Consider the following 24,991-nt stretch of genomic DNA (forward strand, 5'->3'; position numbering starts at 1 on the left):
GGTGGTCATGATCGTGCTGGCGGGCCTGGCCGCCGGCTGGATCGATGCCGTCGTGGGCGGGGGCGGCCTGCTCCAGCTGCCCGTCCTGCTGATGGTGCCCGGCATCTCGCCCGTCCAGGCGCTGGCCACCAACAAGATGGGCTCCGTCTTCGGCACCACGACGAGCGCCGTCACGTACTACCGGCGCGTGCACCCGGACCTGCGGACCGCGTTGCCGATGGCCGGGGTCGCCCTGGTGGGCAGCTTCTGCGGGGCGATCGTGGCCACGCTGCTGCCGGCCGAGGTGATCAAGCCCGTCATCGTGCTGGCACTGGTCGGGGTGGCCGTGTTCACCGCGGCCCGGCCCCAGCTGGGCCGGGACACCGGGCTGCGGTACGAGGGCCGGCGGCACCTGGCCGTCGCGATCGTCATCGGCCTGGTCATCGGCTTCTACGACGGCCTGCTCGGTCCCGGGACCGGGACCTTCCTGGTCATCGCGCTGGTGGCGATCCTCGGCTACGACTTCCTGCAGGGCTCGGCCAAGGCCAAGATCGTCAACCTGGCCACCAACCTCGGGGCCATCGCGTTCTTCCTGCCCTCGGGTCATGTCCTGCTCGGGTTGGGGCTCATCCTGGGCGCGGCCAACATGGTGGGCGGTTACGTCGGTGCGCGCATGGCGGTGCAACGCGGTGCCGGGTTCATCCGCGTGGTCTTCCTCATCGTGGTGTTCGTGCTGATCGCGCGGCTGGGATACGACCTGTTGCTGGGCCGGTAACCTAGGGCGAATGACTGAGAACCCCACAGCCCGTCAGCCGGGCTCGCTCGCCGAGCTGGTGGCCCCCGCCGTCGAGGCCGCCGGGATGTACTTCGAGTCCGTCACCGTGGCGGGCGATCCCGGGCACCGCAGCCTGCAGGTCGTCGTCGACCGCCCCGAGGGCACCGCCGGGCTGGACCTGGACGACGTGGCCGCCGTGGCCACCGCGGTGTCCGAGGCGCTGGACGCCGCCGGGGACCACCTGCCGGAACTGGGCAGCGAGCCCTATCAGCTCGAGGTCTCCTCGCCGGGCGTCTCGCGTCCGCTGACGGAGCCGCGTCACTGGCGCCGCAACGTGGGGCGCATGGTGACCGTCTCGCTCGGGGGACAGGAGGTCACGGCCCGCATCCGGGAGGCGGACGAGTCCGGCGTGGTGCTCGTCCCCGTGCGTGCCGGGGCCAAGAAGGGGATGCCCGCCAAGGTGGGGGAGCCCGAACGCCACGACTACGACCGCCTCGGCCCGGGGCGGGTGCAGGTAGAGTTGTCCAGCGGTGGCGGCGATGCCTCCCGCGAACAACTGGACACGGAGGTCTGAGTGGACATCGACATGAGCGCGCTGCGGCTGCTGGAGAAGGAGCGCGAGATCCCGCTGGACAAGCTCGTGCCCACGATCGAGCAGGCCCTCCTGGTCGCCTACCACAAGTCTCCCGGCGCGTTGCAGCAGGCCCGCGCCGAGTTGGACCGCAAGACCGGTCACGTGACCATCTGGGCCACCGAGCTCGATGAGGACGGTACGGCCGTCGGGGAGTTCGACGACACTCCCCAGGGCTTCGGCCGGATCGCCGCGTCCACGGCCCGGCAGATCATCCTGCAGCGGTTGCGCGACGCCGAGGACGACCAGATCCTGGGCGAGTTCAAGGGCCGGGAGGGTGAGCTGATCTCCGGGCTCATCCAGCAGGGCACCAATCCCCACATGATCCAGGTCAGCCTCGGGTCCGTCGAGGCCGTCCTGCCTCCGCCGGAGCAGGTCCCCGGCGAGGACTACTCCCACGGCACGCGCCTGCGGGCCTACGTGGTGGACGTCCACCGCGGCCTGAAGGGCCCCTCCATCACCCTGTCCCGCTCGCATCCCGGACTGGTCCGGAAGCTGTTCGAGCTGGAGGTCCCGGAGATCGCGGACGGTTCGGTCGAGATCCTGGCCCTGGCCCGCGAGGCCGGGCACCGCACGAAGATGGCCGTGAAGTCCACCCGGCCCGGTGTCAACGCCAAGGGAGCGTGCATCGGTGAGATGGGTTCGCGGGTCCGTGCCGTGATGAGCGAGCTGAACGACGAGAAGATCGACATCGTCGACTACAGCGAGGACCCGGAACGGTTCATCGCCAGCGCGCTGTCCCCCGCCCGCGTGAGCTCCGTCACGGTGGTGGACGCCGCCACCCGCTCCGCCCGGGTGGTGGTGCCGAGGGACGTGCTGTCCCTGGCCATCGGCAAGGAGGGCCAGAACGCACGCCTGGCCGCCAAGCTGACCGGTTGGCGCATCGACATCGCCGGCGAAGACCGCACCTGAGCCCCGGGCGACCCCGGTGGGGGCGCGGGAACGACGACTGGGGTAGACTGGTTCAGGTCCAATTCCCTTCCGAAGGCAGAACGACTCCCGATGCAGGCACACACCCCGGTGCGGACCTGCGTCGGATGCCGAGGCAGGGAGGACCACACCAAGCTGGTGCGACTGGTGCTGGACGGTGTCACGGGTTCCCGATCCGTGGTGCCCGACCCACGCCGCCGCATGCCGGGCCGAGGGGCCTGGCTCCACCCGGACCCCGCTTGCCTGCAGACCGCCCTGAAGCGAGGCGCATTCAACCGGGCCTTCCGTGGCCCGGTCGACGCGACCGCCCTGGCCGGGCTGCTCGCCGGGCACCTGGAGGCACCGGCCCTGAGAACGAACGACGAGAGCGGGTCAGAGATCTGATGGAAACCCGATGAGCACCAAGCGATGAGTGCCCAACGATGAACACCTTTGACGTACATCGGTCCGTCTGACGCGGTCTAGGAGGAGCCCCCGGCTCCACCCACAGGCCACGGCGCGGACCAGAACAGGAGAACCGTGGCCAAGGTCCGCGTCCACGAGCTCGCCAAGGAGCTCGGAATTTCATCCAAGGAGGCCCTGAACAAGCTTCAGGACATGGGCGAATTCGTCCGCTCCGCCTCCTCGACCATCGAACCCCCGGTGGTCAAGAAGCTGCGCTCCGCCTATGCGGACGTCGCTCCCAAGTCCTCGGGTGCCCCGGCCCCGGCCGCGAAGGCCCCTGCCGCCAAGCCCGCCACCGCCGCGAAGCCCGGTTCCGCCGCGCCCAAGCCCGGTTCGGCCGCGCCCAAGCCCGGTTCGGCGGCCCCCCAGGCCCCGGCAGCACCGGCGCCCGCACCGGCCGCCCAGGCCCCGGCAGCACCGGCCCCGGTCGTGGAGACCCCTGCCGTCCAGGCGCCTGCCGCTCAGGCCCCGGCCGAGAAGCCGGCGGCCCAGGCCCCCCAGCCGCCCGTCGTCGACCAGGCCCCGGCCCCGGACAGCGCCGCCCCCACCCCGGGCCCGGTCGCACCGAAGGCCTCGGCCGCCAAGCCCGGAGCCCCGCGTCCGGCCCAGCCGGCACGCGCCGGCGCGCCCAAGCCGGGTGGGGCCCGTCCCGGGAACAACCCGTTCACCTCCAAGGACTCCGGTGCCCGTGCCGGCGCACCGCGTCCGGGCGGTCCCCGTCCCGGTGGCCCGCGTCCGGGCAACAACCCGTTCGCACCCAAGCAGGGCATGCGGTCCGGTCGTCCGGAGGAGCGCTCCGGCGGTCCGCGTCCGGGTGGTCCCCGTCCGGCGGGTGCCCCCCGTGCGGGCGCCGGTGCCGGCACTCCCGCGGCTCCGCGTCCGGGCGGCCCACGCCCGAGCCCGAACATGATGCCCGGCCACATCAACAAGCCCGCTCCCGCCTCGGCCCGTCCGGGCGGCCGTGGCCGTCCCGGTGGCGGCACCGGCGGCGGGCCCGCCGGTGGCGGTCCGCGCGGCGGCCGCACGGCCCGTGGCGGCACCCAGGGTGCCTTCGGCCGCGGTGGCGGTCCGCGGGGCAAGCAGCGCAAGTCGAAGCGCGCGAAGCGTCAGGAGCTGGAGCAGCAGACTCGCGAGATCGGCGGCGTCAAGGTTCCCCGCGGCAGTGGCGAGACCATCCGCCTGCGCCGTGGTTCCTCGCTGGCCGACCTGGCCGAGAAGATCAATGCCGATTCGGCGGCGCTGGTGAAGGTGCTGTTCCAGCTCGGTGAGATGGCCAACGCCAACCAGTCCCTGGACGAGGACACCTTCGCGGTGCTCGCCGGCGAACTCGGCTACACGATCGAGATCGTGTCCCCCGAGGACGAGGACAAGGAGCTGCTGGAGACCTTCGACATCGATCTCGAGGCCGAGGAGGCCGCCGAGACCGAGGAGGACCTCGAGCGCCGTCCGGCCGTCGTCACCGTCATGGGCCACGTGGACCACGGCAAGACGCGCCTGCTGGATGCCATCCGCTCCACCAAGGTGATCGAGGGCGAGGCCGGCGGCATCACCCAGCACATCGGCGCCTACCAGGTGGACTTCGAGCACGACGGCACGCCGCGCCAGCTGACCTTCATCGACACCCCGGGCCACGAGGCGTTCACCGCCATGCGTGCCCGTGGTGCCAAGGTCACGGACATCGCCGTGCTCGTGGTCGCCGCGGACGACGGCGTCATGCCGCAGACCGTCGAGGCCCTGAACCACGCCAAGGCGGCCGGTGTGCCGATCGTGGTGGCGGTCAACAAGATTGACAAGCCGGAGGCCTCACCGGACAAGATCCGCGGCCAGCTCACCGAGTACGGGCTGGTGCCGGAGGAGTACGGCGGCGACACGATGTTCGTGGACGTCTCGGCGAAGAACAACCTCAACATCGAGGACCTGCTCTCCGCCGTCCTGCTCACCGCGGATGCGGCGCTGGACCTGACCGCGAACCCGAACAAGGGCGCTCGTGGCGTGGCCATCGAGGCCAACCTGGACAAGGGCCGCGGTTCCGTGGTCACCGTCCTGGTGCAGTCCGGAACCCTGCACGTCGGGGACAACATGGTGGTGGGCAACGCCCACGGCCGCGTCCGGGCGATGTTCGACGACAACGGCGAGACCGTCACGGAGGCGCTGCCCTCCCGTCCGGTCCAGGTGCTGGGCCTGTCCTCCGTGCCCCGGGCCGGTGACACCTTCCTGGTCACCGAGGACGACCGCACCGCCCGCCAGATCGCCGAGAAGCGCGAGGCGGCGGACCGCAACGCCATGTTGGCCAAGCGCCGCAAGCGGATCTCCCTGGAGAACTTCGACCAGGCCGTGGCCGAGGGCAAGATCGACACCCTCAACCTCATCATCAAGGGCGATGCCTCCGGTGCCGTCGAGGCGCTCGAGGACTCCCTGCTGGAGATCGAGGTCGGGGACGACGTGCAGCTGCGCGTCATCCACCGCGGTGTGGGTGCGATCACCCAGAACGACGTCAACCTGGCCACGGTGGACAACGCCATCATCATCGGCTTCAACGTCCGCCCGGCCGAGCGCGTCGCCGACCTCGCCGACAAGGAGGGCGTGGACATGCGCTTCTACTCGGTGATCTACGACGCGATCGACGACATCGAGGCAGCGCTCAAGGGCATGCTCAAGCCGGAGTACGAGGAGGTCCAGCTGGGCAGCGCGGAGGTCCGCGAGGTCTTCCGCTCCTCCAAGTGGGGCAGCATCGCCGGTTCGCTGGTCCGGTCCGGTCTCATCCGCCGCAACGCCGCGGCCCGCCTCGTGCGGGACGGCGCCGTGGTGGCCGGGAACCTCAAGATCGAGTCCCTGCGCCGGTTCAAGGACGACGCCACCGAGGTCCGCGAGGGCTACGAGTGCGGTATCGGCCTGGGCGGCTTCAACGACATCAAGGAAGGCGACGTCATCGAGACCTTCGAGATGCAGGAGAAGCCGCGCGCCTGATGCGCGTCCGACACGGAAGAAAGGACTGAAGTCCCATGGCCGATCCGGCACGCGCGGGCCGACTGGCCCAACGCATCAAGGTGCTGGTCGCCGAGGCCCTGCGCAAGCGGGTCAAGGACGACCGGACGGAGTCGATCACGATCACCGAGGTGCGGGTCACCAACGACCTGCAGCACGCCACCGTGTACTACACGGTGCTCGGTGACGGCACGGCCGCCGAGGGTGTCCGGGAGGTCCTCGAGACCCACCGGGGCGCCATCCGGCACGAGGTCGGCCGCCAGCTGACCATCCGGCTGGTGCCGACCCTGGAGTTCGTGGCCGACGACGTCCCCGAGGCGGCGGCACACCTCGAACAGGTCCTCCAGCAGGCGAAGGAGCGTGACGCCGAGCTGGCCCGCCAGCGGCAGAACGCCTCCTTCGCGGGAGAGGCCGACCCCTACCGCACGGACGGGGACGAGGACAGCCCCCGGTGAGCCGGGAGCTGCCCGAGGGCGCTCCGGGCACCTCCGCCTCCGGGCTGGTGCTGGTGGACAAGCCGGCCGGCTGGACCTCCCACGACGTCGTCGGGAAGGTCCGCCGGCTGGCCGGCACCCGGAAGGTCGGCCACGCCGGCACCCTCGACCCGATGGCCACGGGCCTGCTCGTGGTCGGCTTCAACAAGGCCACCCGGCTGCTCACCGCCATCACCGGGTCCGACAAGACCTACCTGGCCACCGTGCGGCTCGGCCAGAGCACGGTCACCGACGACGCCGAGGGCGAGGTCGTGCAGACCAGGCTCGCCAACGCCGTCACCGAGGACCGGGTGCGTGCGGCGATGCTCCCGCTGACCGGCGCGATCCAGCAGGTGCCCTCGGCCGTGTCCGCCATCAAGGTGGACGGCCGGCGCGCCTACGACCGGGTCCGCTCCGGTGAGGACGTCACCCTCGAGGCCCGGCCGGTCACCGTCCGCCGTTTCGAGCTGACCGGGTTCCGGCGCCTGGACGGCGGGCGCATCGTGGACCTGGACGTGGAGGTCGACTGCTCCTCCGGTACCTACATCCGGGCCCTGGCCCGGGACCTCGGCGAGGCGCTGGACACCGGCGGGCACCTGACAGCGCTGCGCCGCACCGCCGTCGGGCCGTTCTCGGTGGCCGACGCCGTGACCATCGAGCAGCTGGGGGAGCGGTTCACCGCGACGGACCTGTCCGAGGCCGCCGCCGGATTGTTCCCCGTCCGCCGGCTGACCCCGGACGAGGCGGTGGAGCTGTCCTTCGGCCGGCGGATCACCGCGACCGGTCGTGAGGGCACCGTGGCGGGGCAGGCCCCGGACGGAGCCGTCGTCGCGCTCCTCAGCGACCGGGACGGCAGGGCCAAGCCGGAGATCGTGTTCGCGCCGGCCGCGTCGGACGGTGCCCCGTGATCCTCGATGCCTGGTTCTGGGCGGGGACGGTGGTGTGTGCCCTCTCCCTGCTCATCTGCGTCGTCATGACGGTGCTGCGCCGCTTCCCGGCGGACGCCTCGATCCTCTCGATCGCCGCCGTCGAGCTGTTCCTGCTCGTCTACGGCACCGGGGCGGCGTTCCGGATGTCCGGGGGTGAGGCGGTCAGCGGAGCCCTCTGGGAGTTCTGGGGGTACGTCCTCACCGCGCTGGTGGTGCCCCTGGTGGCCTTCGTGTGGGCCGTGACGGACAAGACCCGTTGGTCCAACCTGGTGATGGCCGCCGTCGGCCCCACCGTCTTCGTGATGTTGTACAGGATGCAGGTGATCTGGTTTGGCTGAGAAGGTCCTCGAGTCCGGGGGTGCGCCCGCCCGGCCGAAGCGCAACCAGGGGCTGGGCCGCATCCTGGTGATGGTCTACGCCGTCTTCGCCCTGTCCTCCTTCGCCCGGTCGCTGTACCAGCTCGCCACGGAGTTCTCCGCCGCCCCGCTGGCCTACCTGCTCTCCGCCTTCGCCGCCGCCGTCTACATCGTGGCCACGCTGTCCCTGGCCCGCACGGGGCGCACCGCCTGGTACGTCTCCCTGGTCGCCGTCCTGGTGGAACTGGCCGGGGTGCTCGGCGTGGGCCTGTGGACCGTGCTGGACCCGGAGCTGTTCGCGGACGACACCGTGTGGAGCCGTTTCGGCGCCGGTTACGGCTACATCCCGCTCGTCCTGCCCCTCCTCGGCCTGGCCTGGCTGCTCACGCACCGTGACGAGGTCGCAGGCCGCACCGGAGCGGGTGGATAATGTTCAGGGTCCCCGGAATCCCGTGGACCTGAAGGACCGACGAGGCGGAAGGACCGTAGTGCACTACTGGGACGGGCTGGCCGAGGTGCCCCCGGGACTCGAGCCGTCCGTCGTCACCATCGGGAACTTCGACGGCGTGCACCGAGGACACCGGCAGGTGCTCGAGCACGTGGTCTCCACGGCCCGCTCCGCCGGGCAGTGCGCGATCGCGATCACCTTCGACCCGCACCCGCGCGTGGTGCACCGGCCCAACGAGCCGCAGGAGTCCATCACGGACCTGCAGGAGAAGTCCCGCCTGCTGTCCCAGGTGGGCCTGGACGGCCTGGTCGTCATCCACTACACCCTCGAGTTCGCCCAGCAGAGCCCCGAGGAGTTCGTGCGCAACGTCATCGTCAACGCCCTGCATGCCCGCACCGTGGTGGTCGGCCGCGACGTCCGCTTCGGGTACCGCAACGCCGGCGACTTCGACACGATGTGCGCCCTGGGCCAGAAGTACCACTTCGACGTGGTGCCGGTGGCCGATTACGGCGAGGACCGCCGGTGCTCCTCCACCTGGATCCGGGACGCGCTGCGCGCCGGGGACGTCTCCGAGGCCGCCGGGGTGCTCGGCCGGAACCACCGCGTCCACGGCGAGGTCGTGCACGGGTTCGCCCGCGGCCGGGAACTGGGCTTCCCCACCGCCAACCTCTCGGACGAGGTCCAGGGGATGATCCCGGCCGACGGCGTGTACGCGGGCTGGCTGCACGAGGAATCCGGCCGCCGCTGGCCGGCGGCGATCTCCGTGGGTTCCAACCCGACCTTCGACGGGGTCTCCCGCGTGGTCGAGGCCCACGTGATCGACCGGCCGGACGAGGCCGTGGAGGACTTCGACCTGTACGGCCAGCAGGTCGCGGTCGAGTTCGTCGAGCGGCTGCGCGGCATGGTCGCCTTCGAGGGCATCCCGAAGCTGATCGAGCAGATGACCGACGACGTCGACCGCACCCGTCAGGTCCTGGCCGTCCCCTCGTGAGTCCCGTCCCCCCGCGCCCGACGGCCGCCCCCCGGCTGACGGAGGCCGCCCGGCTTCACCAGGGCGAGGCGTTCCTCGCCACCGGCCGGCGCTACGACGCGATTCGGCCGTCCTATCCGGCCGGCGTGGTGGACTTCCTGGTCCCCGCCGGCGCCCGGACCGCCGTGGACCTCGGGGCCGGCACGGGACTGTTCACCGCCCTGCTGGACGCCCACGGACTGGAGGTGAGCGCCGTCGATCCCTCCGCGGCGATGCTCGAGGTCCTGCGGGCCGCACTGCCCCGCGTGCGCACCGTGCAGGCCGGGGGCGAGCGGACCGGGCTGCCGGACGGCTGCGCGGACGTGGTGACCGCCGCCCAGGCCTGGCACTGGATCGATCCCGAGGCCGGGGCCGGGGAGGCCGCACGGCTGCTCGGGCGCGGCGTGCTGGGCATCGTCTCCAACCAGCTGGACACCTCGGTGCCCTGGGTCCACCGGCTCAGCCGGATCATGCACGCCGGTGACGTGCACCCGCCGCGGCAGCCTCCGGCCGTGGGGGAGCGGTTCACGGCACCCGAGGGCCGGTGGTGGCACTGGACCCAGCCGATCACCCCGGAGGGGCTCCACGACCTGATGGCCACCCGGTCCTACCACCTGCGCGCCACGGACGCCGTGCGTGACCGGATGCGCGCCAACCTGGACTGGTACCTCCTCGAGCACCTGGGACACGCGCCCGGGGAGCTGCTGGAGCTGCCGTACGTCACGAGCGCGTGGCGTTGCGAGGTCCGGCCCCTCTGCTAGGATGGACGGCTGGCGCCCGCTGCAGTCCGCGGTGGCGGGACCGTCCTCTCTGATCGCGGCACAACTCATGAGGAGTTCGCGTGGCACTCGACCCCGCCGTCAAGACGTCCATCATCAAGGAATACGCCACCCACGAGGGTGACACCGGTTCCCCCGAGGTCCAGATCGCCGTGCTGTCCCGGCGCATCAAGGACCTGACGGAGCACCTGAAGTCGCACAAGCACGACCACCACACCCGCCGCGGCCTGATGGCCCTGGTCGGTCGCCGTCGTCGCATGCTCGGCTACCTCGAGAAGACCGACATCGCGCGCTACCGCGCCCTGATCGAGCGTCTGGGCCTGCGTAAGTGACGTGACGTAGGGGCGGCGGTCCGCGTGGGGGTTTCCCCCCAGCGGGTCGCCGCCTCTAGTCTTATCCGGGGGACCGCGCCGAGCGCACGGCTCCCACCATCTCTATCCATGCCCGCTCACGAGTCGCCGTTCGCGGTCCTCGACAGTGGCCTCCGGAACCCAAGCGTCCGGGGGCTTCGATCGAAGACCGGGTGGTGACGCGGCGGGCCGCTACGAAAGGACACCCACCCATGGAGGGTCCCGAGATCCAGTTCGCCGAAGCCGTCATCGACAACGGCTCCTACGGCCAGCGCGTCGTGCGCTTCGAGACGGGCCGCCTGGCCCAGCAGGCCGCCGGTGCGGCCATGGTCTACATCGACGAGGAGACGTCGATGCTGTCCGCCACCACCGTCGGCAAGTCCCCGCGCGAGGGCTTCGACTTCTTCCCGCTCACCGTGGACGTGGAGGAGCGGATGTACGCCGCCGGCCGCATCCCCGGCTCGTTCTTCCGGCGTGAGGGCCGTCCGACCACGGACGCCATCCTCACCTGCCGCCTGATCGACCGTCCGCTGCGCCCGGCCTTCACCAAGGGCATCCGCAACGAGGTGCAGGTCGTCGTGACCGTCACCTCGATCGCCCCGGACGAGATCTACGACACCGTGGCCATCAACGCCGCGTCCATGTCCACCCAGCTCTCGGGCCTGCCGTTCTCCGGCCCGATCGGCGGCGTGCGCGTCGCCCTGATCGACGACGGCGCCGGCAACCGCCAGTGGGTCGCCTTCCCGAAGCACTCGCAGCTGGAGAACGCCGTGTTCAACATGGCCGTGGCCGGCCGCGTGGCCGGTGACGACATCGCCGTGATGATGGTCGAGGCAGAGGCCACCCCCGGCGTCTGGAGCCTGGTCAAGGACCAGGGCGCCACCGCCCCCACCGAGGAGATCGTGGCCGAGGGCCTCGAGGCCGCCAAGCCGTTCATCAAGGCCCTGTGCGAGGCCCAGGCCGACCTGGCCGCCCGCGCGGCCAAGGCCCCGGTGGACGTCCCCGTCTTCAAGGACTACGAGGACGACGCCTACGCCGCGGTGGAGGAGTTCGCCGCCGCCCGGCTGACCGAGATCTACTCGATCGGTGACAAGCAGGAGCGCCAGAACGCCTCCGACGCCTACCACCTCGAGGTCATCGAGGCACTGACCGGTGAGGGCGCGGCCTTCGCCGAGCGCCGCCAGGAGGTCGCCAAGGCCTACGGTGCCGTCACCAAGCAGGTCGTGCGCCAGCGCATCCTCAAGGACCAGGTCCGCATCGACGGCCGTGGCCTGACGGACATCCGCAAGCTGACCGCCGAGGTCGAGGTCCTGCCGCGCGTGCACGGCTCCGCCATCTTCGAGCGCGGGGAGACCCAGATCATGGGTGTCACCACGCTGAACATGCTCAAGATGGAACAGCAGATCGACTCGCTGGCCCCGGAGACCTCCAAGCGCTACATCCACCACTACAACTTCCCGCCGTACTCCACCGGCGAGACCGGCCGCGTGGGTTCCCCGAAGCGCCGCGAGATCGGCCACGGCGCACTGGCCGAGCGGGCCATCGTGCCCGTGCTGCCCTCCCGCGAGGAGTTCCCCTACGCCATCCGCCAGGTCTCCGAGGCCCTGAGCTCCAACGGCTCCACCTCCATGGGCTCGGTCTGCGCCTCGACCCTGTCGATGCTCAACGCCGGCGTGCCGCTGAAGGCCCCCGTGGCCGGCATCGCCATGGGCCTCGTCTCGGACACCGTGGACGGCCAGACGCGGTACGCGGCCCTGACCGACATCCTCGGCGCCGAGGATGCCTTCGGTGACATGGATTTCAAGGTGGCCGGCACCTCCGAGTTCGTCACCGCGATCCAGCTGGACACCAAGCTGGACGGCATCCCGGCCTCCGTGCTGGCGGCCGCCCTGACCCAGGCCCGTGAGGCCCGGCTGCACATCCTGGGCGTCCTGAACGCCGCGATCGACGCACCGGACGAGATGAGCCAGTACGCGCCGCGGATCATCGCCATCAAGATCCCGGTGGACAAGATCGGTGCGGTCATCGGCCCCAAGGGCGCCATGATCAACCAGATCCAGGACGACACCGGCGCGGACATCTCCATCGAGGACGACGGCACCGTGCTGATCGGCGCCACCGAGGGCTCGCAGGCCGAGGCCGCCCGGTCGGCGGTCAACGCCATCGCCAACCCGCAGGTCCCCGAGGTTGGTGAGCGCTACCTCGGCACCGTGGTGAAGCTGACCACCTTCGGCGCCTTCGTGTCCCTGACCCCGGGCAAGGACGGGCTGCTGCACATCTCCGAGCTGCGCAAGATCAACGAGGGCAAGCGCGTCGAGGACGTCGAGGACGTCGTCGAGGTCGGCCAGAAGATCCAGGTGGAGATCACCAAGATCGACGACCGCGGCAAGCTCTCCCTGGCCCCCGTGGTCGAGGACGGCGCCTCGTCCGAGGGCGGGTCCGGTTCCGAGGAGTCCGAGGGCGCGGACCAGGAGGGCTGACGCTCCCTCCCGCCGGTCCTCCCGGACGTCCCGACGACGGCGCAGCCCGGCTCCGGCCGGTGCCGCGCCTGGGGCGGGGACCGCGGGAGGAGGGGTGAACGCGTCCTGACAGGCCGGTGGGCCGCACGAGAGTGCGGCCCACCGGCCTGTCGCGTACCCGGGAGCAGGCGCGGTGGCCGGAACCGTGGGCGCGCGCTGGTAGTTTCAGGCACATGACTCCCACCATCCCGATCCCCGCAGACTTCACCGGCACCATCCAGGACGCCGGGCACGGCTCCGTGGTGCGCCGGTCCGTGCTGCCCGGGGGCGTCCGGGTGCTCACGGAGTCGATGCCGGAGCAGCGGTCGGTGACGATCGGCTTCTGGATCGCTGTGGGATCGCGCGACGAGGCCGAGGGGGGCTTCGGCTCGACGCACTTCCTGGAGCACCTGCTCTTCAAGGGCACCCCGCACCGGTCCGCGATGGACATCGCCACCGCGTTCGACCGCGTGGGCGGGGAGTCCAACGCCTCGACCGCGAAGGAGTCCACCTGCTACCACGCACGGGTGCTGGACACCGACCTGCCGATGGCCATCGAGGTCATCACCGACATGGTGACCTCGGCGCTGATCGACCCGGTGGAACTGGAGACCGAGCGGGGCGTCATCCTCGAGGAACTCGCCATGGACGCCGACGACCCCGTCGACACAGCCCACGAGGAGCTGGCCATCAGGCTGCTGGACGGGCACCCGCTCGGCCGCCCGATCGGTGGCACCCCGGACGCCATCCGGGTGATCTCCCGCGACCGCGTGGTGGACCACTACCGGCAGTGGTACCGGCCGGACGAGCTGGTGGTGACCGCGGCCGGGGGGCTGGACCACGAGGAGGTGTGCCGGCTGGTCCTGCAGGCCCTGCAGCGCTCCGGCTGGGACCTGCCCGAGGGCGCCGCACCGGCCCCGCGGCGCAGCCACGTCTACACCGGGGCCGGGATCACCGAGGGCGTGCACCGGGTGGCACGCCCGGTGGAGCAGGCCTCGGTCCTCGTCGGAGGCCGCTCCGTGCACACCCTGGATCCGGACCGGTTCGCCCTGGCCGTGATGAACTCGGCCCTGGGCGGCGGCATGAGCTCCCGGCTGTTCCAGGAGGTCCGGGAGAAGCGCGGACTGGCCTACAACACGTACTCGTTCTCGGCCTCCTACTCGGACGTGGGCTACTTCGGGCTGTACGCCGGCTGCTCCCCGGCCCGGGCGGACTCCGTGGCCGGGCTGATGGTGCGGGAACTGGAACGCCTGGCCGAGCACGGCATCACCGACGAGGAGCTCGACCGCGCCCGCGGACAGCTGTCCGGGGGCACGGTCCTGGGCCTGGAGGACACCGGGTCCCGGATGTCCCGGCTGGGACGCGCAGAGCTCGTGACCGGTGAGTTCGTGGACCTGGACGGTGCCCTGGACCGGTGGCGCCAGGTCACCTCCGACCAGGTCCGCGCGGTGGCCCGACGCCTGGCGGAGTCGCCGCGGGCCACCATCGTGGTCGGGCCGGACTCGCCCCGCAGATCCTGAGGGAACGGTTGAACATGTCCATCATGTTCAGGTTCCCGCATTCGTCGGCACGTCGCTTGACTGGCCGTGGTGCATGACACATTCTGGACGTTCCGGCCGCTGCGGTGGCCGGTTCAGGCCCGTGGGGGACGGGCATCGCACCCTGTGAGAGAAAGACCGGTCCATCGTCATGGAACAACTGGAAAAAGTCCTGGGAGACATCGGGTCCTTCGTCTGGGGGCCCTTCTTCCTCATCCCGCTGCTGCTCGGCACGGGCCTGTACCTGACCATCCGGCTGGGGTTCCTGCAATTCCACAAGCTCTTCCCCGCTCTGAACCTCGGGATCATCCGGCGCCGGGATGACTCCGAGGAGGGTGACATCTCGCAGTTCCAGGCCCTCACCACCGCCCTGGCGGCCACCGTGGGCACCGGCAACATCGTCGGCGTGGCCACCGCCATCGGCATCGGCGGGCCGGGCGCCCTGTTCTGGATGTGGGTGACCGGCCTGGTGGGCATGGCCTCGAAGTACTCGGAGGCCTATCTGGCCGTCCGGTTCCGGACCACCGACGAGGCCGGGGACAAGTCCGGCGGGCCGCAGTACTACCTGCAGAAGGCCATCAAGGGCCCGCTCGGGAAGATCCTGGCGCTGTCCTTCGCCGTCTTCGCCTTCCTGGCCTCCTTCGGCATCGGCAACATGACCCAGGCCAACTCCATCGCGGCCAACGTCGAGGAGTCCTTCGGCCTGCTGCCCTGGATCACCGGCATCATCCTGACCGTGATGACCCTGCTCGTGCTGGTGGGCGGCATCAAGTCCATCGGCCGGGTCACCGCCGGGTTCGTGCCGGTCATGATCGTCTTCTACGTGGCGGCGTCGCTGTACATCCTCATCGCCAACGTCGTGGACATCCCGGCCGCCCTCGCCCTGATCTTCACCGATGCCTTCACCGGCACCGCCGCCGTCGGCGGGTTCACCGGATCGATCCTGATCATCGCGATCCAGTACGGCGTGGCCCGCGGCATGTTCTCGAACGAGTCCGGCATGGGCTCTGCCGCGATCGCGGCCGCTGCCGCGCAGACCACGCACCCGGTCCGCCAGGGCCTGGTCTCGATGACCCAGACGTTCATCGACACCATCATCGTCGTGAGCTGCACGGGCCTGGTCATCATCACCACCGGCGCCTGGAACCGCGTCGACGAGGAGACCGGCGAACAGGTCTCCGCGGCCCTGATGACCGGCGAGGCGTTCTCCACCGGCCTGCCGGGCCAGTGGGGCCACTGGATCGTCACCCTCGGCCTGGTGATGTTCGCCTTCTCCACCATCCTGGGCTGGTCCTACTACGGCGAGCGCAACGTCGAGCGCCTCTTCGGCCAGCGGCTGGTGATGCCGTACCGCGTCGTGTTCTCGCTCGTGGTCTTCATCGGCTGCACCGTGCCGCTGGCGGTCGTCTGGAACTTCTCCGACATCATGAACGGCCTGATGGCCCTGCCGAACCTCATCGGCCTGCTCATCCTGTCCGGCCTGATCGCCCGGGAGACCCGTCACTACCTCAAGCACGACCCGAAGCTCGTGGCCTCCGCGGCCGAGATCGAGGACTTCATGGTCGATCGTCCGGGCTGGGCGGACTGGAAGTCCGGGAACGTCGTCGGCTCCTCCCGCACGCACACCGGCCGCTCGCTCAACCCGGAGCGCATCCGGGAGGGCGACGCCGGCCCCGTGTGACCCACGGACCACGACCGGGCGCGATGAGGGCACGCGCACGGGCCTGACCGGGCTGTCCGGCCCGGTCAGGTGACCGACCGGTGAACAATCGCCCCTCACGAGGCCTCCGGCGGCCGATCCCATGACTGGGGTCTGCCGCTGGGGGCCTCGTCATGCTTACAGTGGCCCCATGGTGACCCCGGTCAAGCCCGGCATGGATGGCCCGGCAACTCAGGCACTGCTCAGCATCGGTCGGTTCTTCACCCGATGGGACGAGACCGAGGACGGCCGAGCGGTCTTCCGGGAGGGGGGCCGGGACGGTGACGCGTTCTACCGGAACCGGTGGAGTCACGACAAGGTGGTCCGCTCCACCCACGGGGTGAACTGCACCGGGTCCTGTTCCTGGAAGGTGTACGTCAAGGACGGGATCATCACGTGGGAGGCCCAGGAGACCGACTACCCCTCGGTCGGCCCGGACAGTCCCGAGTACGAGCCGCGCGGCTGCCCCCGCGGCGCCGCGTTCTCCTGGTACACGTACTCGCCCACCCGCGTGCGCTACCCCTACGTCCGCGGCACGCTGCTGCAGATGTACCGTGACGCCAAGAAGGCCACCGGGGGCGATCCGGTGACGGCCTGGCGGTCCATCGTCGAGGACCCGGACAGGCGCCGCACCTACCAGCGGGCCCGCGGCAAGGGCGGTCTGGTGCGGGCCAGCTGGCAGGAGGCGATCGAGCTCTCCGCGGCCGCCCACGTGCACACCATCAGGACCTACGGCCCGGACCGCTGCACCGGCTTCTCGCCCATCCCGGCCATGTCCATGGTCTCCCACGCCGCCGGCGCGCGGTTCATCAACCTCATCGGCGGGGTGATGAACAGCTTCTACGACTGGTACGCGGACCTCCCGGTGGCCAGCCCCCAGGTGTTCGGCGACCAGACCGACGTGCCCGAGTCCGGTGACTGGTGGGACGCCACCTACCTGATGATGTGGGGCTCCAACGTCCCCGTCACCCGCACCCCGGACGCCCACTGGATGGCGGAGGTGCGCTACCGCGGCACCAAGGTCGTCTCCGTCAGCCCGGACTACGCGGACAACACCAAGTTCGCGGACGAGTGGCTGCCGGCCCAGGCCGGCACGGACGCCGCCCTGGCGATGTCCATGGGGCACGTGGTGCTCCGGGAGAACTTCGTGGACCGCCGCGTGCCGTTCTTCGAGGACTACGTGCTGCAGTACACGGACCTGCCCTTCCTCGTCACCCTGGACGAGCGCGCGGACGGCACCGTGGTGCCCGGCAAGTTCCTCACGGCCGCCGACCTCGGCGGGCCCGAGGCCGACGCGGCGGACCCGCACTTCAAGACGGTGCTGATGGACCGGGACGCCGGCACCCCGGTGGTGCCGCAGGGCTCCGTGGGCTTCCGGTACAACGAGCGGGACGAGGGGCGCTGGAACCTGGACCTGAAGGGCGTGCGGCCCTCGCTGTCGGTGGCGGACACCGCGGGGTACGACGGCGGCGCCTCCGTGGTGGACCTGCCCGCCTTCACCGCCGCGGACGGCTCCGGGTCGGTGATCCGCCGGGGGGTCCCGGTCACCGAGGTGGCCGGGCGGAAGGTCACCACGGTGTTCGACCTGATGCTCGCCCAGTACGGCGTCGGCCGCGCAGGCCTGCCGGGCCAGTGGGCCGGCGGCTACGACGACCCCCACACGCCCTACACCCCGGCCTGGCAGGAGGACATCACCTCGGTGCCCGCCGAGGCCGCCATCCGCACCGCCCGCGAGTTCGCCAAGAACGCCGAGGACTCCGGCGGGCGGTCCATGATCATCCTCGGCGCCGGCATCTGCCAGTGGTACCACGGGGACGCCACGTACCGCGCCATCCTGGCGCTGCTGATGCTCTCCGGCTGCCAGGGCCGCAACGGCGGCGGCTGGGCGCACTACGTCGGCCAGGAGAAGGCCCGGCCCATCACCGGCTGGGCCGCCATGGCGGCCGCCTCGGACTGGACCCGTCCGCCGCGGTTCATGATCGGCACCGCCTTCTGGTACATGCACACGGACCAGTTCCGCTCGGACGGCTACTCCACGGACTCACTGCAGTCCCCGCTGGCCGAGGGCCACCTGGCGGGCAAGCACACCGCGGACGTGATCGCCCAGTCCACCCGCCTGGGCTGGATGCCGTTCTACCCGCAGTTCACCCAGAACCCGCTGGACGTCGCGGACCGGGCCGCGGCCGCCGTCGGGAACGGCGAGGCCGCCACCGAGGCCGAGTGGATCGCCGCCCGGCTCAAGGACGAGTCCCTGCAGATGGCGGTGGAGGACCCGGACGCCGAGGCCAACTGGCCGCGCACCCTGGTGCTGTGGCGCTCGAACCTCCTCGGGTCCTCGGCCAAGGGGGAGGAGTACTTCCTCAAGCACCTGCTGGGCACCCACCACAACGTGCTGGGCGGGGACCACGGCGAGTCCCGGCCGCGCGACGTCCGCTGGCACGAGGAGGCCCCCGAGGGGAAGCTGGACCTGCTGGTCTCCGCGGACTTCCGGATGACCAGTTCCACGCTGCTCTCGGACGTGGTGTTCCCGGCCGCCACCTGGTACGAGAAGCACGACCTGTCCTCCACGGACATGCACCCCTACGTGCACGCCTTCACCCCCGCGATCACCCCGCCGTGGGAGGCCAAGACCGACTACGACCTGTTCCGGCTGCTCGCCGAGGAGGTCTCGCGCCAGTCCAGGACCCACCTGGGGGTGCGCCGGGACGTCGTCGCCACGGCGCTGACGCACGACACCCCGGGGGAGATCGCCCAGCCCGGGGGCATCGTCCCGGAGTGGAAGGGCACCGACCTGCCGGCCGTGCCCGGGAGGAACCTGCCGAACCTGAAGATCGTGGAGCGGGACTACACGGCCATCGGGGACAAGTTCACCGCGGTCGGGCCGCTGGCGGAGACGCTGGGCTTCACGACCAAGCACATCACGTACGACGTCACCGAGCAGGTCGAGCTGCTCGGCCGGCTGCACGGGGTGTTCGACTCCGGTGCCGCCGCCGGCCGCCCGGCCGTGGACACCGACGCGCGGATGGCCGAGGCCATCCTGATGTTCTCCGGGACCACCAACGGGGAACTGGCCGTGCAGGGATTCGAGACCCTGGAGAAGCGCACCGGGGTGCCGCTGGCGGACCTGGCCGCCGGCAGCCAGGAGAAGCGGATCACCTTCGCGGACACCCAGGCCGCGCCGGTGCCCGTGATCACCTCCCCGGAGTGGTCCGGTTCGGAGACGGGCGGGCGGCGGTACGCCCCGTTCACGGTCAACATCGAGCGGCTCAAGCCCTTCCACACCCTGACCGGGCGCATGCACTTCTTCCTGGACCACGACTGGATGAAGGACATGGGGGAGATGCTGCCGCTGTACCGGCCGCCGCTGGACATGCACCGCCTGTTCGGCGAGCCGAAGCTGGGCGAGCGCGGGGAGCTGTCGATCTCGCTGCGCTACCTGACCCCGCACAACAAGTGGTCCATCCACTCGGAGTACCAGGACAACCTGTTCATGCTCTCGCTCTCCCGCGGCGGCACCTCCGTGTGGATGAGCGCCCAGGACGCCGCGCTCATCGAGGTGACGGACAACGACTGGGTGGAGTGCGTCAACAACAACGGGGTGTTCGTGGGCCGGGCGATCGTCTCCCACCGGATGCCCGAGGGCGTCGTGTACGTCCACCACGCCCAGGAACGCACCATCGACGTGCCGAAGTCCGAGGCCACGGGACGGCGCGGGGGCATCCACAACTCGGTGACCCGGATCCTGGTCAAGCCCACGCACATGATCGGCGGCTACGCGCACCTGTCCTGGGCGTTCAACTACCTCGGCCCCACCGGCAACCAGCGGGACATCATCTCGGTGGTCCGCAAGCGCTCCCAGGAGGTGCAGTACTGATGAGGATCATGGCCCAGACCGCCATGGTGATGGCACTGGACAAATGCATCGGCTGCCACACCTGCTCCGTGACGTGCAAGCAGGCCTGGACCAACCGTGCCGGCACCGAGTACGTGTGGTTCAACAACGTGGAGACCCGCCCCGGTCAGGGCTATCCGCGCCGGTACGAGGACCAGGAGAAGTGGCGGGGCGGCTGGGAGCTGAACCGGCGGGGGAACCTCAGGCTCAAGTCCGGGGGCCGCCTGGCCAAGATGTTCGGGATCTTCGCCTCGCCGGTGCAGCCCGAGCTCAAGGACTACTACGAGCCGTGGACCTACGACTACGAGAACCTCATCAACGCCCCGGCCGGGGACGACTTCCCGGTGGCCAGGCCCAAGTCACTGATCACGGGGAAGGACACCCGGATCTCCTGGTCGGCGAACTGGGACGACAACCTGGGCGGCACCGCCGGGTCCGGTCACCTGGACCCGATCGTGGAGAAGGTCCGGAGGGAGTCGGAGGACAAGGTCAGGTTCGAGTTCGAGCAGACCTTCATGTTCTACCTGCCGCGGATCTGCGAGCACTGCCTGAACCCCTCCTGCATGGCCTCCTGTCCCTCCGGGGCCATCTACAAGCGCGCCGAGGACGGGATCGTGCTGGTGGACCAGGACCGCTGCCGCGGCTGGCGCCAGTGCGTGACCGGCTGCCCGTACAAGAAGATCTACTACAACCACAAGTCCGGCAAGGCCGAGAAGTGCACGTTCTGCTACCCCCGCGTGGAGGTGGGCATCCCCACGGTGTGCGCGGAGACCTGCGTGGGCCGGCTGCGGTACATCGGCATCTTCCTGTACGACGCCGACCGGGTCACCGAGGCCGCCTCGGTCCCGGACGAGCAGGACCTGTACGAGGCCCAGCTCGACCTCATGATGGACCCGCACGACCCGGCCGTGATCGAGGCGGCGCGGGCCGAGGGCATCCCCGAGGACTGGCTCGACGCGGCCCGGCGCTCGCCGGTGTACAAGCTGGCCAAGGAGATGCGGGTGGCCCTGCCGCTGCATCCGGAGTACCGGACCATGCCGATGGTCTGGTACGTCCCGCCGCTGTCCCCGGTGGTCGACCTGCTCAAGGACCAGGGCCACGACGGCGAGGACGCCGAGAACCTGTTCGGGGCCATCGAGTCGCTGCGGATCCCGGTGGAGTACCTGGCCGAGCTGTTCACCGCCGGTGACACCCGGCTGGTCATGGACGTGCTGCGCAGGCTCGCCGCCATGCGCTCCTACATGCGCGACATCACCCTGGGCCGGGAGGCGGACGAGTCCATCGCCCGGGCCGTCGGCATGACCGGGGCCCAGGTCCAGGAGATGTACCGGCTGATGGCGATCGCCAAGTACGGCGAGCGCTACGTCATCCCCTCGGCCCACGTGGAGGACGCCCACAACCTCGAGGAGCTGGGCTGCTCGCTGGACGTGGACGGTGGCCCCGGCATGGGCCAGATGGGCGGGTTCGGGGAGGCCTCCGGGCGGCCGGTCCCGGTGGCCCAGGAGACGTTCATGGCCCTGCAGGCCCGGCAGACCGCCGACGACCCGACCGGCAACACCCAGCTGGCCGGCCGCGTGAACCTGCTCAACTGGGACGGCCACGGCACGCCCGAGGGCCTGTTCCCGCACCGCACGGCCGAGGACGTGGGCCAGGTGGAGGAACCGCCCGGTCCGGCCGACGGCACCACCACCCGAAGCGGTGAGACGGCATGAGGCTCCTGGAGCGGCTGCTGGGCAAGCCCGGGAGGGGCAGCCTGGACCCGGAGGACTTCACGGACCCCGACCCGGTCCGCAGCGCGGTCGTGCGGCAGGCGGCGGCGGTGCTGCTGTCCTATCCGGACGAGGAGCTGCTGGAGCGGATCGAGCCGGTGCGCGCGGCGCTCGCCGAGGTCGGCGTGGAACCGGCCCTGACCCAGCCACTGGTCGACTGGCTCACCGCCCGGCCCCTGCACGAGGTCCAGTCCGACTACGTCCGGGAGTACGACCTGTCCCGGCGGCACAGCCTGCACCTGACCTACTGGACGGACGGGGACACGCGCCGCCGGGGCGAGGCGCTGGCCGCGTTCAAGGAGGTCTACCGTTCCCACGGCTGCGCACCGGACGACGCCGAGCTGCCGGACTACCTCCCGCTGGTGCTCGAGTTCGCCGCCCGGGTGAGTCCGGACGCCGGCTACGAGCTGCTCCAGCGCTACCGGCCCTCCCTGGAACTGCTGCGCCTGGCCCTGCGGGACGACGCGCTGCCCCAGCAGGGGATCGTCGCCCTGGTCTGCTCCACCCTGCCCGGCCCCTCGCCCGCGGACAAGAGCGCCGTGCAGGCCATGGCCGGGTACGGCCCGCCCGCCGAGACGGTCGGGCTGGACGCCTCCGACCCGCGGTTGCTCCCCTTCACCCCCACCTCGGAAGGATCAGGACATGGACGGCGCTGAGGCCCCCGTCGGCATCTGGGACGTACTGCTCTGGGGCGTGCTGCCCTACATCGTCCTGGCCTTCTTCATCGGGGGCACCGTCTGGCGCTACCGCTACGACCAGTTCGGCTGGACCACCCGGTCCTCCCAGCTGTACGAGTCGCGGCTGCTGCGCTGGGCGTCCCCGCTGTTCCACTTCGGCATCCTGGCCGTGCTGGTCGGCCACATCGTGGGACTGGTGATCCCGCGGGCCTGGACGGACGCGCTGGGGGTCACGGAGGACATGTACCACGTGATGGCCCTGGGCATCGGCTCGATCGCCGGCATCGGCACCCTCGTGGGGATCGTGCTGCTCGTCTACCGCCGCCGCACCACGGGACCCGTCTTCATGGCCACCACCAAGAACGACAAGTTCATGTACGTGCTGCTGGTGGGGGCGATCCTGGCGGGACTGGCCGTCACCGCGATCTCCGTGTTCGACCACTCGGTGACGGACTACCGCAGCACCGTGTCCCCGTGGTTCCGCTCCATCTGGATCCTGCAGCCGGACGTGGCCGCGATGGCCGCCGCCTCCCTGGGCTTCAAGGTCCACGTGCTGTGGGCGTTCGCCCTGTTCGCGGTCTGGCCGTTCACCCGGCTGGTGCACGCCTTCACCGCCCCGCTGCACTACCTGTTCCGTCCCTACATCGTCTACCGCTCCCGGGACAGCCGCCGGCCCGGCCGCGGGACGGTCCCCGTCCGCCGCGGCTGGGACCCCGTGGGAACCCCGGACCGCGAGCGTACCCGGACCCGCCGCTAGGACCCGCCGCCAGGACCAGGAACCAGGACCAGGAACCAGGAGCCAGACCATGAGCGCCACCGCACCCGCCGCCCGCGACGCCGACCTGCGGGGCCAGACCCTGAACCTGTGGCTGGCCACGCTGGCCTCCACCGTCGGGTTCTGGGCCTGGACGATGATCGGCCCGCTGTCCGCCCGCTACACCGAGCAGATGGGCCTGGCCCCGACCCAGACCGCGGTCCTGGTGGCCATGCCGATCCTCGTCGGCGCGGTCGCCCGCGTTCCGGTCGGGGTGCTGACGGACCGCTACGGCGGGCGCCTCATGTTCACCGTGCTGCTCGGCCTCACGGCACCACTGGTGCTGGTCACCGGCCTGGTCGGGTCGCTGGGTGCCTACGTCCCGCTGCTGGTCGTGGCGTTCTTCCTCGGCATCGCCGGAGCGGTCTTCGCGATCGGCATCCCCTTCGTCTCCGCCTGGTATCCGCCGCACCGCAAGGGCTTCGCCACCGGCATCTTCGGGGCGGGCATGGTCGGCACCGCGGTCTCCGCCTTCGCCACCCCGCAACTGGTGGCCGGGATCGGCTACCTGACCACCCACGTCCTCGTGGCCGTCATCGTCGCGGTGGTCGCGGTGCTCTGCGCCCTGCTGCTGCGGGAGTCTCCCGCCCGGGCCGGCACCACGCCCACCCCGGCGCTGCCCAAGCTCCGGCGGGCCTTCTCCCAGCTGGTCACCTGGCAGCTCTGCTTCCTCTACGGCGTGGTCTTCGGTGCCTTCGTGGCCTTCTCCAACTACCTGCCCACCTACCTGGGCAACATCTACGACTACGCCGCCACCGAGGCCGGCTGGCGCACCGCCGGCTTCGCCCTGGCCGCCGTGGTCGCCCGGCCGGTCGGTGGCACCCTCGCCGACCGGCTCGGCCCGCGGGCCGTCACGCTGACCTCGTTCGCCGGGGCCGCGGTCATGGCGGTCATCGTGGCCCTGCAGCCCGGCGCCGAACGCGTCTACGGACCCGTCTTCCTGCTCATGGCCCTGTTCCTGGGACTGGGCACCGGCGGCGTGTTCGGCTGGGTCGGCCGCGCCGCGGACCCGCGTGACGTCGGGACGATCGGCGGCATCATCGCCGCGGCCGGCGGGCTGGGCGGGTACTTCCCGCCGCTGGTGATGGGAGCCACCTACAACGAGGAGCACAACAGCTACTTCGTGGGGCTGATGCTGCTGGCCACCTTCGCGCTCGTGGCACTGGCGCTGACCTTCACCGTCCGCAACGGCGGCAGGGTCGATGAGCGGCAGGCGGCGTCGGCGGCCGCGGTGTAGCGCCATAGACTGGAGTCCATGACTCAAGACTCGATCCGCGTCGCCATCCTGGGCGCCTCAGGGAAGATGGGCCACTACGCCGTCGAGGCGGTCGACGACGCCGCAGACCTGGAACTCGTCGCCCGGCTCGGCTCAAAGGACCGGATGGAGTCCGTGCTCGAGGCCGGTGCCACCCACGTCCTGGACCTCTCGGTCCCGGACGCATCGCCCGACCACGTGTCCTTCGCCGTCGAGAACGGTCTGCACACCGTCGTCGGGACCTCCGGCTGGTCCGGTGAACGGCGGGCGGTGCTGGCCGAGCAGCTCGCGGGACACCCCGGGGTCGGGGTCCTCATCGCCCCCAACTTCGCCCTCGGCTCGGTCCTGGCCAGCGCCTTCGCGGCCAAGGCCGCCAAGTACTTCCCCTCGGTGGAGCTCATCGAGATGCACCACCCGGCCAAGGTTGACGCCCCCTCGGGCACGGCCGTGCGCACGGCGGGACTGATCGCCGAGTCCCGGGCCGCGGCCGGTGTCGGACCCTCCCCGGACGCCACCACCCATGATCCGGACGGAGCGCGCGGGGCCCTCGTGGACGGTGTCCGGGTGCACTCCGTGCGGCTGCGCGGGCTGGAGGCCCACCAGGAGGTGCTCCTGGGCGGGCCGGGCGAGCAGCTGGTCGTCCGCCACGACGCCTTCGACCGCGGTGCGTACATGCCCGGGGTGCTGCTGGGGCTGCGCACCGTGGCCTCGCGGCCGGGACTGACCTACGGCCTCGACGGCTACCTCGACCTGGACTGACG

General features: G+C 70.9%; 21 protein-coding genes. All 21 read left to right on the forward strand.

The window, feature by feature from the left end:
• Nucleotides 1-7 precede the first annotated feature (7 nt).
• The 21 genes from GGQ69_RS02695 (at nucleotide 8) to dapB (ending at nucleotide 24,989) form a co-directional block, all read left to right on the forward strand.
• Nucleotides 8-754: a TSUP family transporter gene (locus tag GGQ69_RS02695; protein ID WP_221243473.1), complete on the forward strand. Its 747-nt coding sequence runs from the start codon at nucleotides 8-10 to the stop codon at nucleotides 752-754.
• 10 nt (nucleotides 755-764) lie between these two features.
• On the forward strand, nucleotides 765-1,328 hold the full coding sequence (gene rimP / locus GGQ69_RS02700) for a ribosome maturation factor RimP (RefSeq protein WP_183524270.1): 564 nt from the start codon (nucleotides 765-767) through the stop codon (nucleotides 1,326-1,328).
• Nucleotides 1,329-2,297, forward strand: a complete 969-nt coding sequence (gene nusA, locus GGQ69_RS02705; RefSeq protein WP_183524273.1) for a transcription termination factor NusA — start codon at nucleotides 1,329-1,331, stop codon at nucleotides 2,295-2,297. It begins immediately after the preceding gene.
• 90 nt (nucleotides 2,298-2,387) lie between these two features.
• Nucleotides 2,388-2,699, forward strand: a complete 312-nt coding sequence (locus GGQ69_RS02710) for a YlxR family protein (protein WP_183524276.1) — start codon at nucleotides 2,388-2,390, stop codon at nucleotides 2,697-2,699.
• A 135-nt stretch (nucleotides 2,700-2,834) separates the two neighbouring features.
• Complete coding sequence (infB, locus tag GGQ69_RS02715; RefSeq protein ID WP_183524279.1) at nucleotides 2,835-5,726, forward strand: translation initiation factor IF-2; 2,892 nt, start codon at nucleotides 2,835-2,837, stop codon at nucleotides 5,724-5,726.
• A gap of 35 nt (nucleotides 5,727-5,761) precedes the next feature.
• Nucleotides 5,762-6,199, forward strand: coding sequence for a 30S ribosome-binding factor RbfA (gene rbfA, locus GGQ69_RS02720; RefSeq protein WP_010145191.1), 438 nt, complete (start codon nucleotides 5,762-5,764; stop codon nucleotides 6,197-6,199).
• A complete protein-coding gene (gene truB, locus GGQ69_RS02725; protein ID WP_183524282.1) occupies nucleotides 6,196-7,125 on the forward strand; it encodes a tRNA pseudouridine(55) synthase TruB in 930 nt (309 codons plus the stop codon). Before rbfA ends, truB begins: the two co-directional genes overlap by 4 nt.
• Complete coding sequence (locus GGQ69_RS02730) at nucleotides 7,122-7,484, forward strand: hypothetical protein (RefSeq protein ID WP_183524285.1); 363 nt, start codon at nucleotides 7,122-7,124, stop codon at nucleotides 7,482-7,484. Before truB ends, GGQ69_RS02730 begins: the two co-directional genes overlap by 4 nt.
• The gene (locus tag GGQ69_RS02735; RefSeq protein WP_183524288.1) at nucleotides 7,477-7,932 is read left to right on the forward strand and encodes a hypothetical protein; all 456 of its coding nucleotides are present in this window, start codon (nucleotides 7,477-7,479) and stop codon (nucleotides 7,930-7,932) included. Before GGQ69_RS02730 ends, GGQ69_RS02735 begins: the two co-directional genes overlap by 8 nt.
• A gap of 58 nt (nucleotides 7,933-7,990) precedes the next feature.
• Complete coding sequence (locus GGQ69_RS02740) at nucleotides 7,991-8,941, forward strand: bifunctional riboflavin kinase/FAD synthetase (RefSeq protein ID WP_183524291.1); 951 nt, start codon at nucleotides 7,991-7,993, stop codon at nucleotides 8,939-8,941.
• Nucleotides 8,938-9,720 (forward strand): class I SAM-dependent methyltransferase, encoded by a 783-nt coding sequence (locus tag GGQ69_RS02745; protein ID WP_183524295.1) that lies wholly within the window; start codon nucleotides 8,938-8,940, stop codon nucleotides 9,718-9,720. The genes GGQ69_RS02740 and GGQ69_RS02745 overlap by 4 nt, the downstream gene beginning before the upstream one ends.
• A gap of 80 nt (nucleotides 9,721-9,800) precedes the next feature.
• Nucleotides 9,801-10,070, forward strand: coding sequence for a 30S ribosomal protein S15 (gene rpsO, locus GGQ69_RS02750; RefSeq protein WP_010145185.1), 270 nt, complete (start codon nucleotides 9,801-9,803; stop codon nucleotides 10,068-10,070).
• 230 nt (nucleotides 10,071-10,300) lie between these two features.
• A complete protein-coding gene (locus tag GGQ69_RS02755) occupies nucleotides 10,301-12,568 on the forward strand; it encodes a polyribonucleotide nucleotidyltransferase (protein WP_183524297.1) in 2,268 nt (755 codons plus the stop codon).
• A 212-nt stretch (nucleotides 12,569-12,780) separates the two neighbouring features.
• Nucleotides 12,781-14,106: a pitrilysin family protein gene (locus GGQ69_RS02760; protein WP_183524300.1), complete on the forward strand. Its 1,326-nt coding sequence runs from the start codon at nucleotides 12,781-12,783 to the stop codon at nucleotides 14,104-14,106.
• Between the two features lie 169 nt (nucleotides 14,107-14,275).
• Nucleotides 14,276-15,805: a sodium:alanine symporter family protein gene (locus tag GGQ69_RS02765; RefSeq protein ID WP_183524304.1), complete on the forward strand. Its 1,530-nt coding sequence runs from the start codon at nucleotides 14,276-14,278 to the stop codon at nucleotides 15,803-15,805.
• A gap of 169 nt (nucleotides 15,806-15,974) precedes the next feature.
• A complete protein-coding gene (locus GGQ69_RS02770; protein WP_183524307.1) occupies nucleotides 15,975-19,697 on the forward strand; it encodes a nitrate reductase subunit alpha in 3,723 nt (1,240 codons plus the stop codon).
• Nucleotides 19,697-21,427, forward strand: coding sequence for a nitrate reductase subunit beta (gene narH, locus GGQ69_RS02775; protein WP_183524310.1), 1,731 nt, complete (start codon nucleotides 19,697-19,699; stop codon nucleotides 21,425-21,427). Before GGQ69_RS02770 ends, narH begins: the two co-directional genes overlap by 1 nt.
• Nucleotides 21,424-22,140, forward strand: a complete 717-nt coding sequence (narJ, locus tag GGQ69_RS02780) for a nitrate reductase molybdenum cofactor assembly chaperone (RefSeq protein WP_183524313.1) — start codon at nucleotides 21,424-21,426, stop codon at nucleotides 22,138-22,140. The genes narH and narJ overlap by 4 nt, the downstream gene beginning before the upstream one ends.
• Nucleotides 22,127-22,918, forward strand: coding sequence for a respiratory nitrate reductase subunit gamma (narI, locus tag GGQ69_RS02785; protein WP_183524317.1), 792 nt, complete (start codon nucleotides 22,127-22,129; stop codon nucleotides 22,916-22,918). The genes narJ and narI overlap by 14 nt, the downstream gene beginning before the upstream one ends.
• 49 nt (nucleotides 22,919-22,967) lie before the next feature.
• Nucleotides 22,968-24,212 (forward strand): nitrate/nitrite transporter, encoded by a 1,245-nt coding sequence (locus GGQ69_RS02790; protein WP_298043965.1) that lies wholly within the window; start codon nucleotides 22,968-22,970, stop codon nucleotides 24,210-24,212.
• Between the two features lie 18 nt (nucleotides 24,213-24,230).
• A complete protein-coding gene (gene dapB / locus GGQ69_RS02795; protein WP_183524319.1) occupies nucleotides 24,231-24,989 on the forward strand; it encodes a 4-hydroxy-tetrahydrodipicolinate reductase in 759 nt (252 codons plus the stop codon).
• The last annotated feature ends 2 nt before the right edge of the window (nucleotides 24,990-24,991 follow it).

Origin of the sequence: Micrococcus sp. TA1 (assembly GCF_014199555.1) — a bacterium.
In the GTDB taxonomy this organism is placed as follows: Bacteria; Actinomycetota; Actinomycetes; order Actinomycetales; family Micrococcaceae; genus Citricoccus.

What these genes read in the sequence shown, in the direction of transcription:
- GGQ69_RS02695 (WP_221243473.1), top strand. Translation starts at nt 8, where the DNA reads ATGATCGTGCTGGCGGGCCTGGCCGCCGGCTGGATCGATGCCGTCGTG.
- rimP (WP_183524270.1), top strand. Translation starts at nt 765, where the DNA reads ATGACTGAGAACCCCACAGCCCGTCAGCCGGGCTCGCTCGCCGAGCTG.
- GGQ69_RS02710 (WP_183524276.1), top strand. Translation starts at nt 2,388, where the DNA reads ATGCAGGCACACACCCCGGTGCGGACCTGCGTCGGATGCCGAGGCAGG.
- rbfA (WP_010145191.1), top strand. Translation starts at nt 5,762, where the DNA reads ATGGCCGATCCGGCACGCGCGGGCCGACTGGCCCAACGCATCAAGGTG.
- GGQ69_RS02755 (WP_183524297.1), top strand. Translation starts at nt 10,301, where the DNA reads ATGGAGGGTCCCGAGATCCAGTTCGCCGAAGCCGTCATCGACAACGGC.
- GGQ69_RS02760 (WP_183524300.1), top strand. Translation starts at nt 12,781, where the DNA reads ATGACTCCCACCATCCCGATCCCCGCAGACTTCACCGGCACCATCCAG.
- GGQ69_RS02765 (WP_183524304.1), top strand. Translation starts at nt 14,276, where the DNA reads ATGGAACAACTGGAAAAAGTCCTGGGAGACATCGGGTCCTTCGTCTGG.
- GGQ69_RS02770 (WP_183524307.1), top strand. Translation starts at nt 15,975, where the DNA reads ATGGTGACCCCGGTCAAGCCCGGCATGGATGGCCCGGCAACTCAGGCA.
- narH (WP_183524310.1), top strand. Translation starts at nt 19,697, where the DNA reads ATGAGGATCATGGCCCAGACCGCCATGGTGATGGCACTGGACAAATGC.
- narJ (WP_183524313.1), top strand. Translation starts at nt 21,424, where the DNA reads ATGAGGCTCCTGGAGCGGCTGCTGGGCAAGCCCGGGAGGGGCAGCCTG.
- narI (WP_183524317.1), top strand. Translation starts at nt 22,127, where the DNA reads ATGGACGGCGCTGAGGCCCCCGTCGGCATCTGGGACGTACTGCTCTGG.
- GGQ69_RS02790 (WP_298043965.1), top strand. Translation starts at nt 22,968, where the DNA reads ATGAGCGCCACCGCACCCGCCGCCCGCGACGCCGACCTGCGGGGCCAG.
- dapB (WP_183524319.1), top strand. Translation starts at nt 24,231, where the DNA reads ATGACTCAAGACTCGATCCGCGTCGCCATCCTGGGCGCCTCAGGGAAG.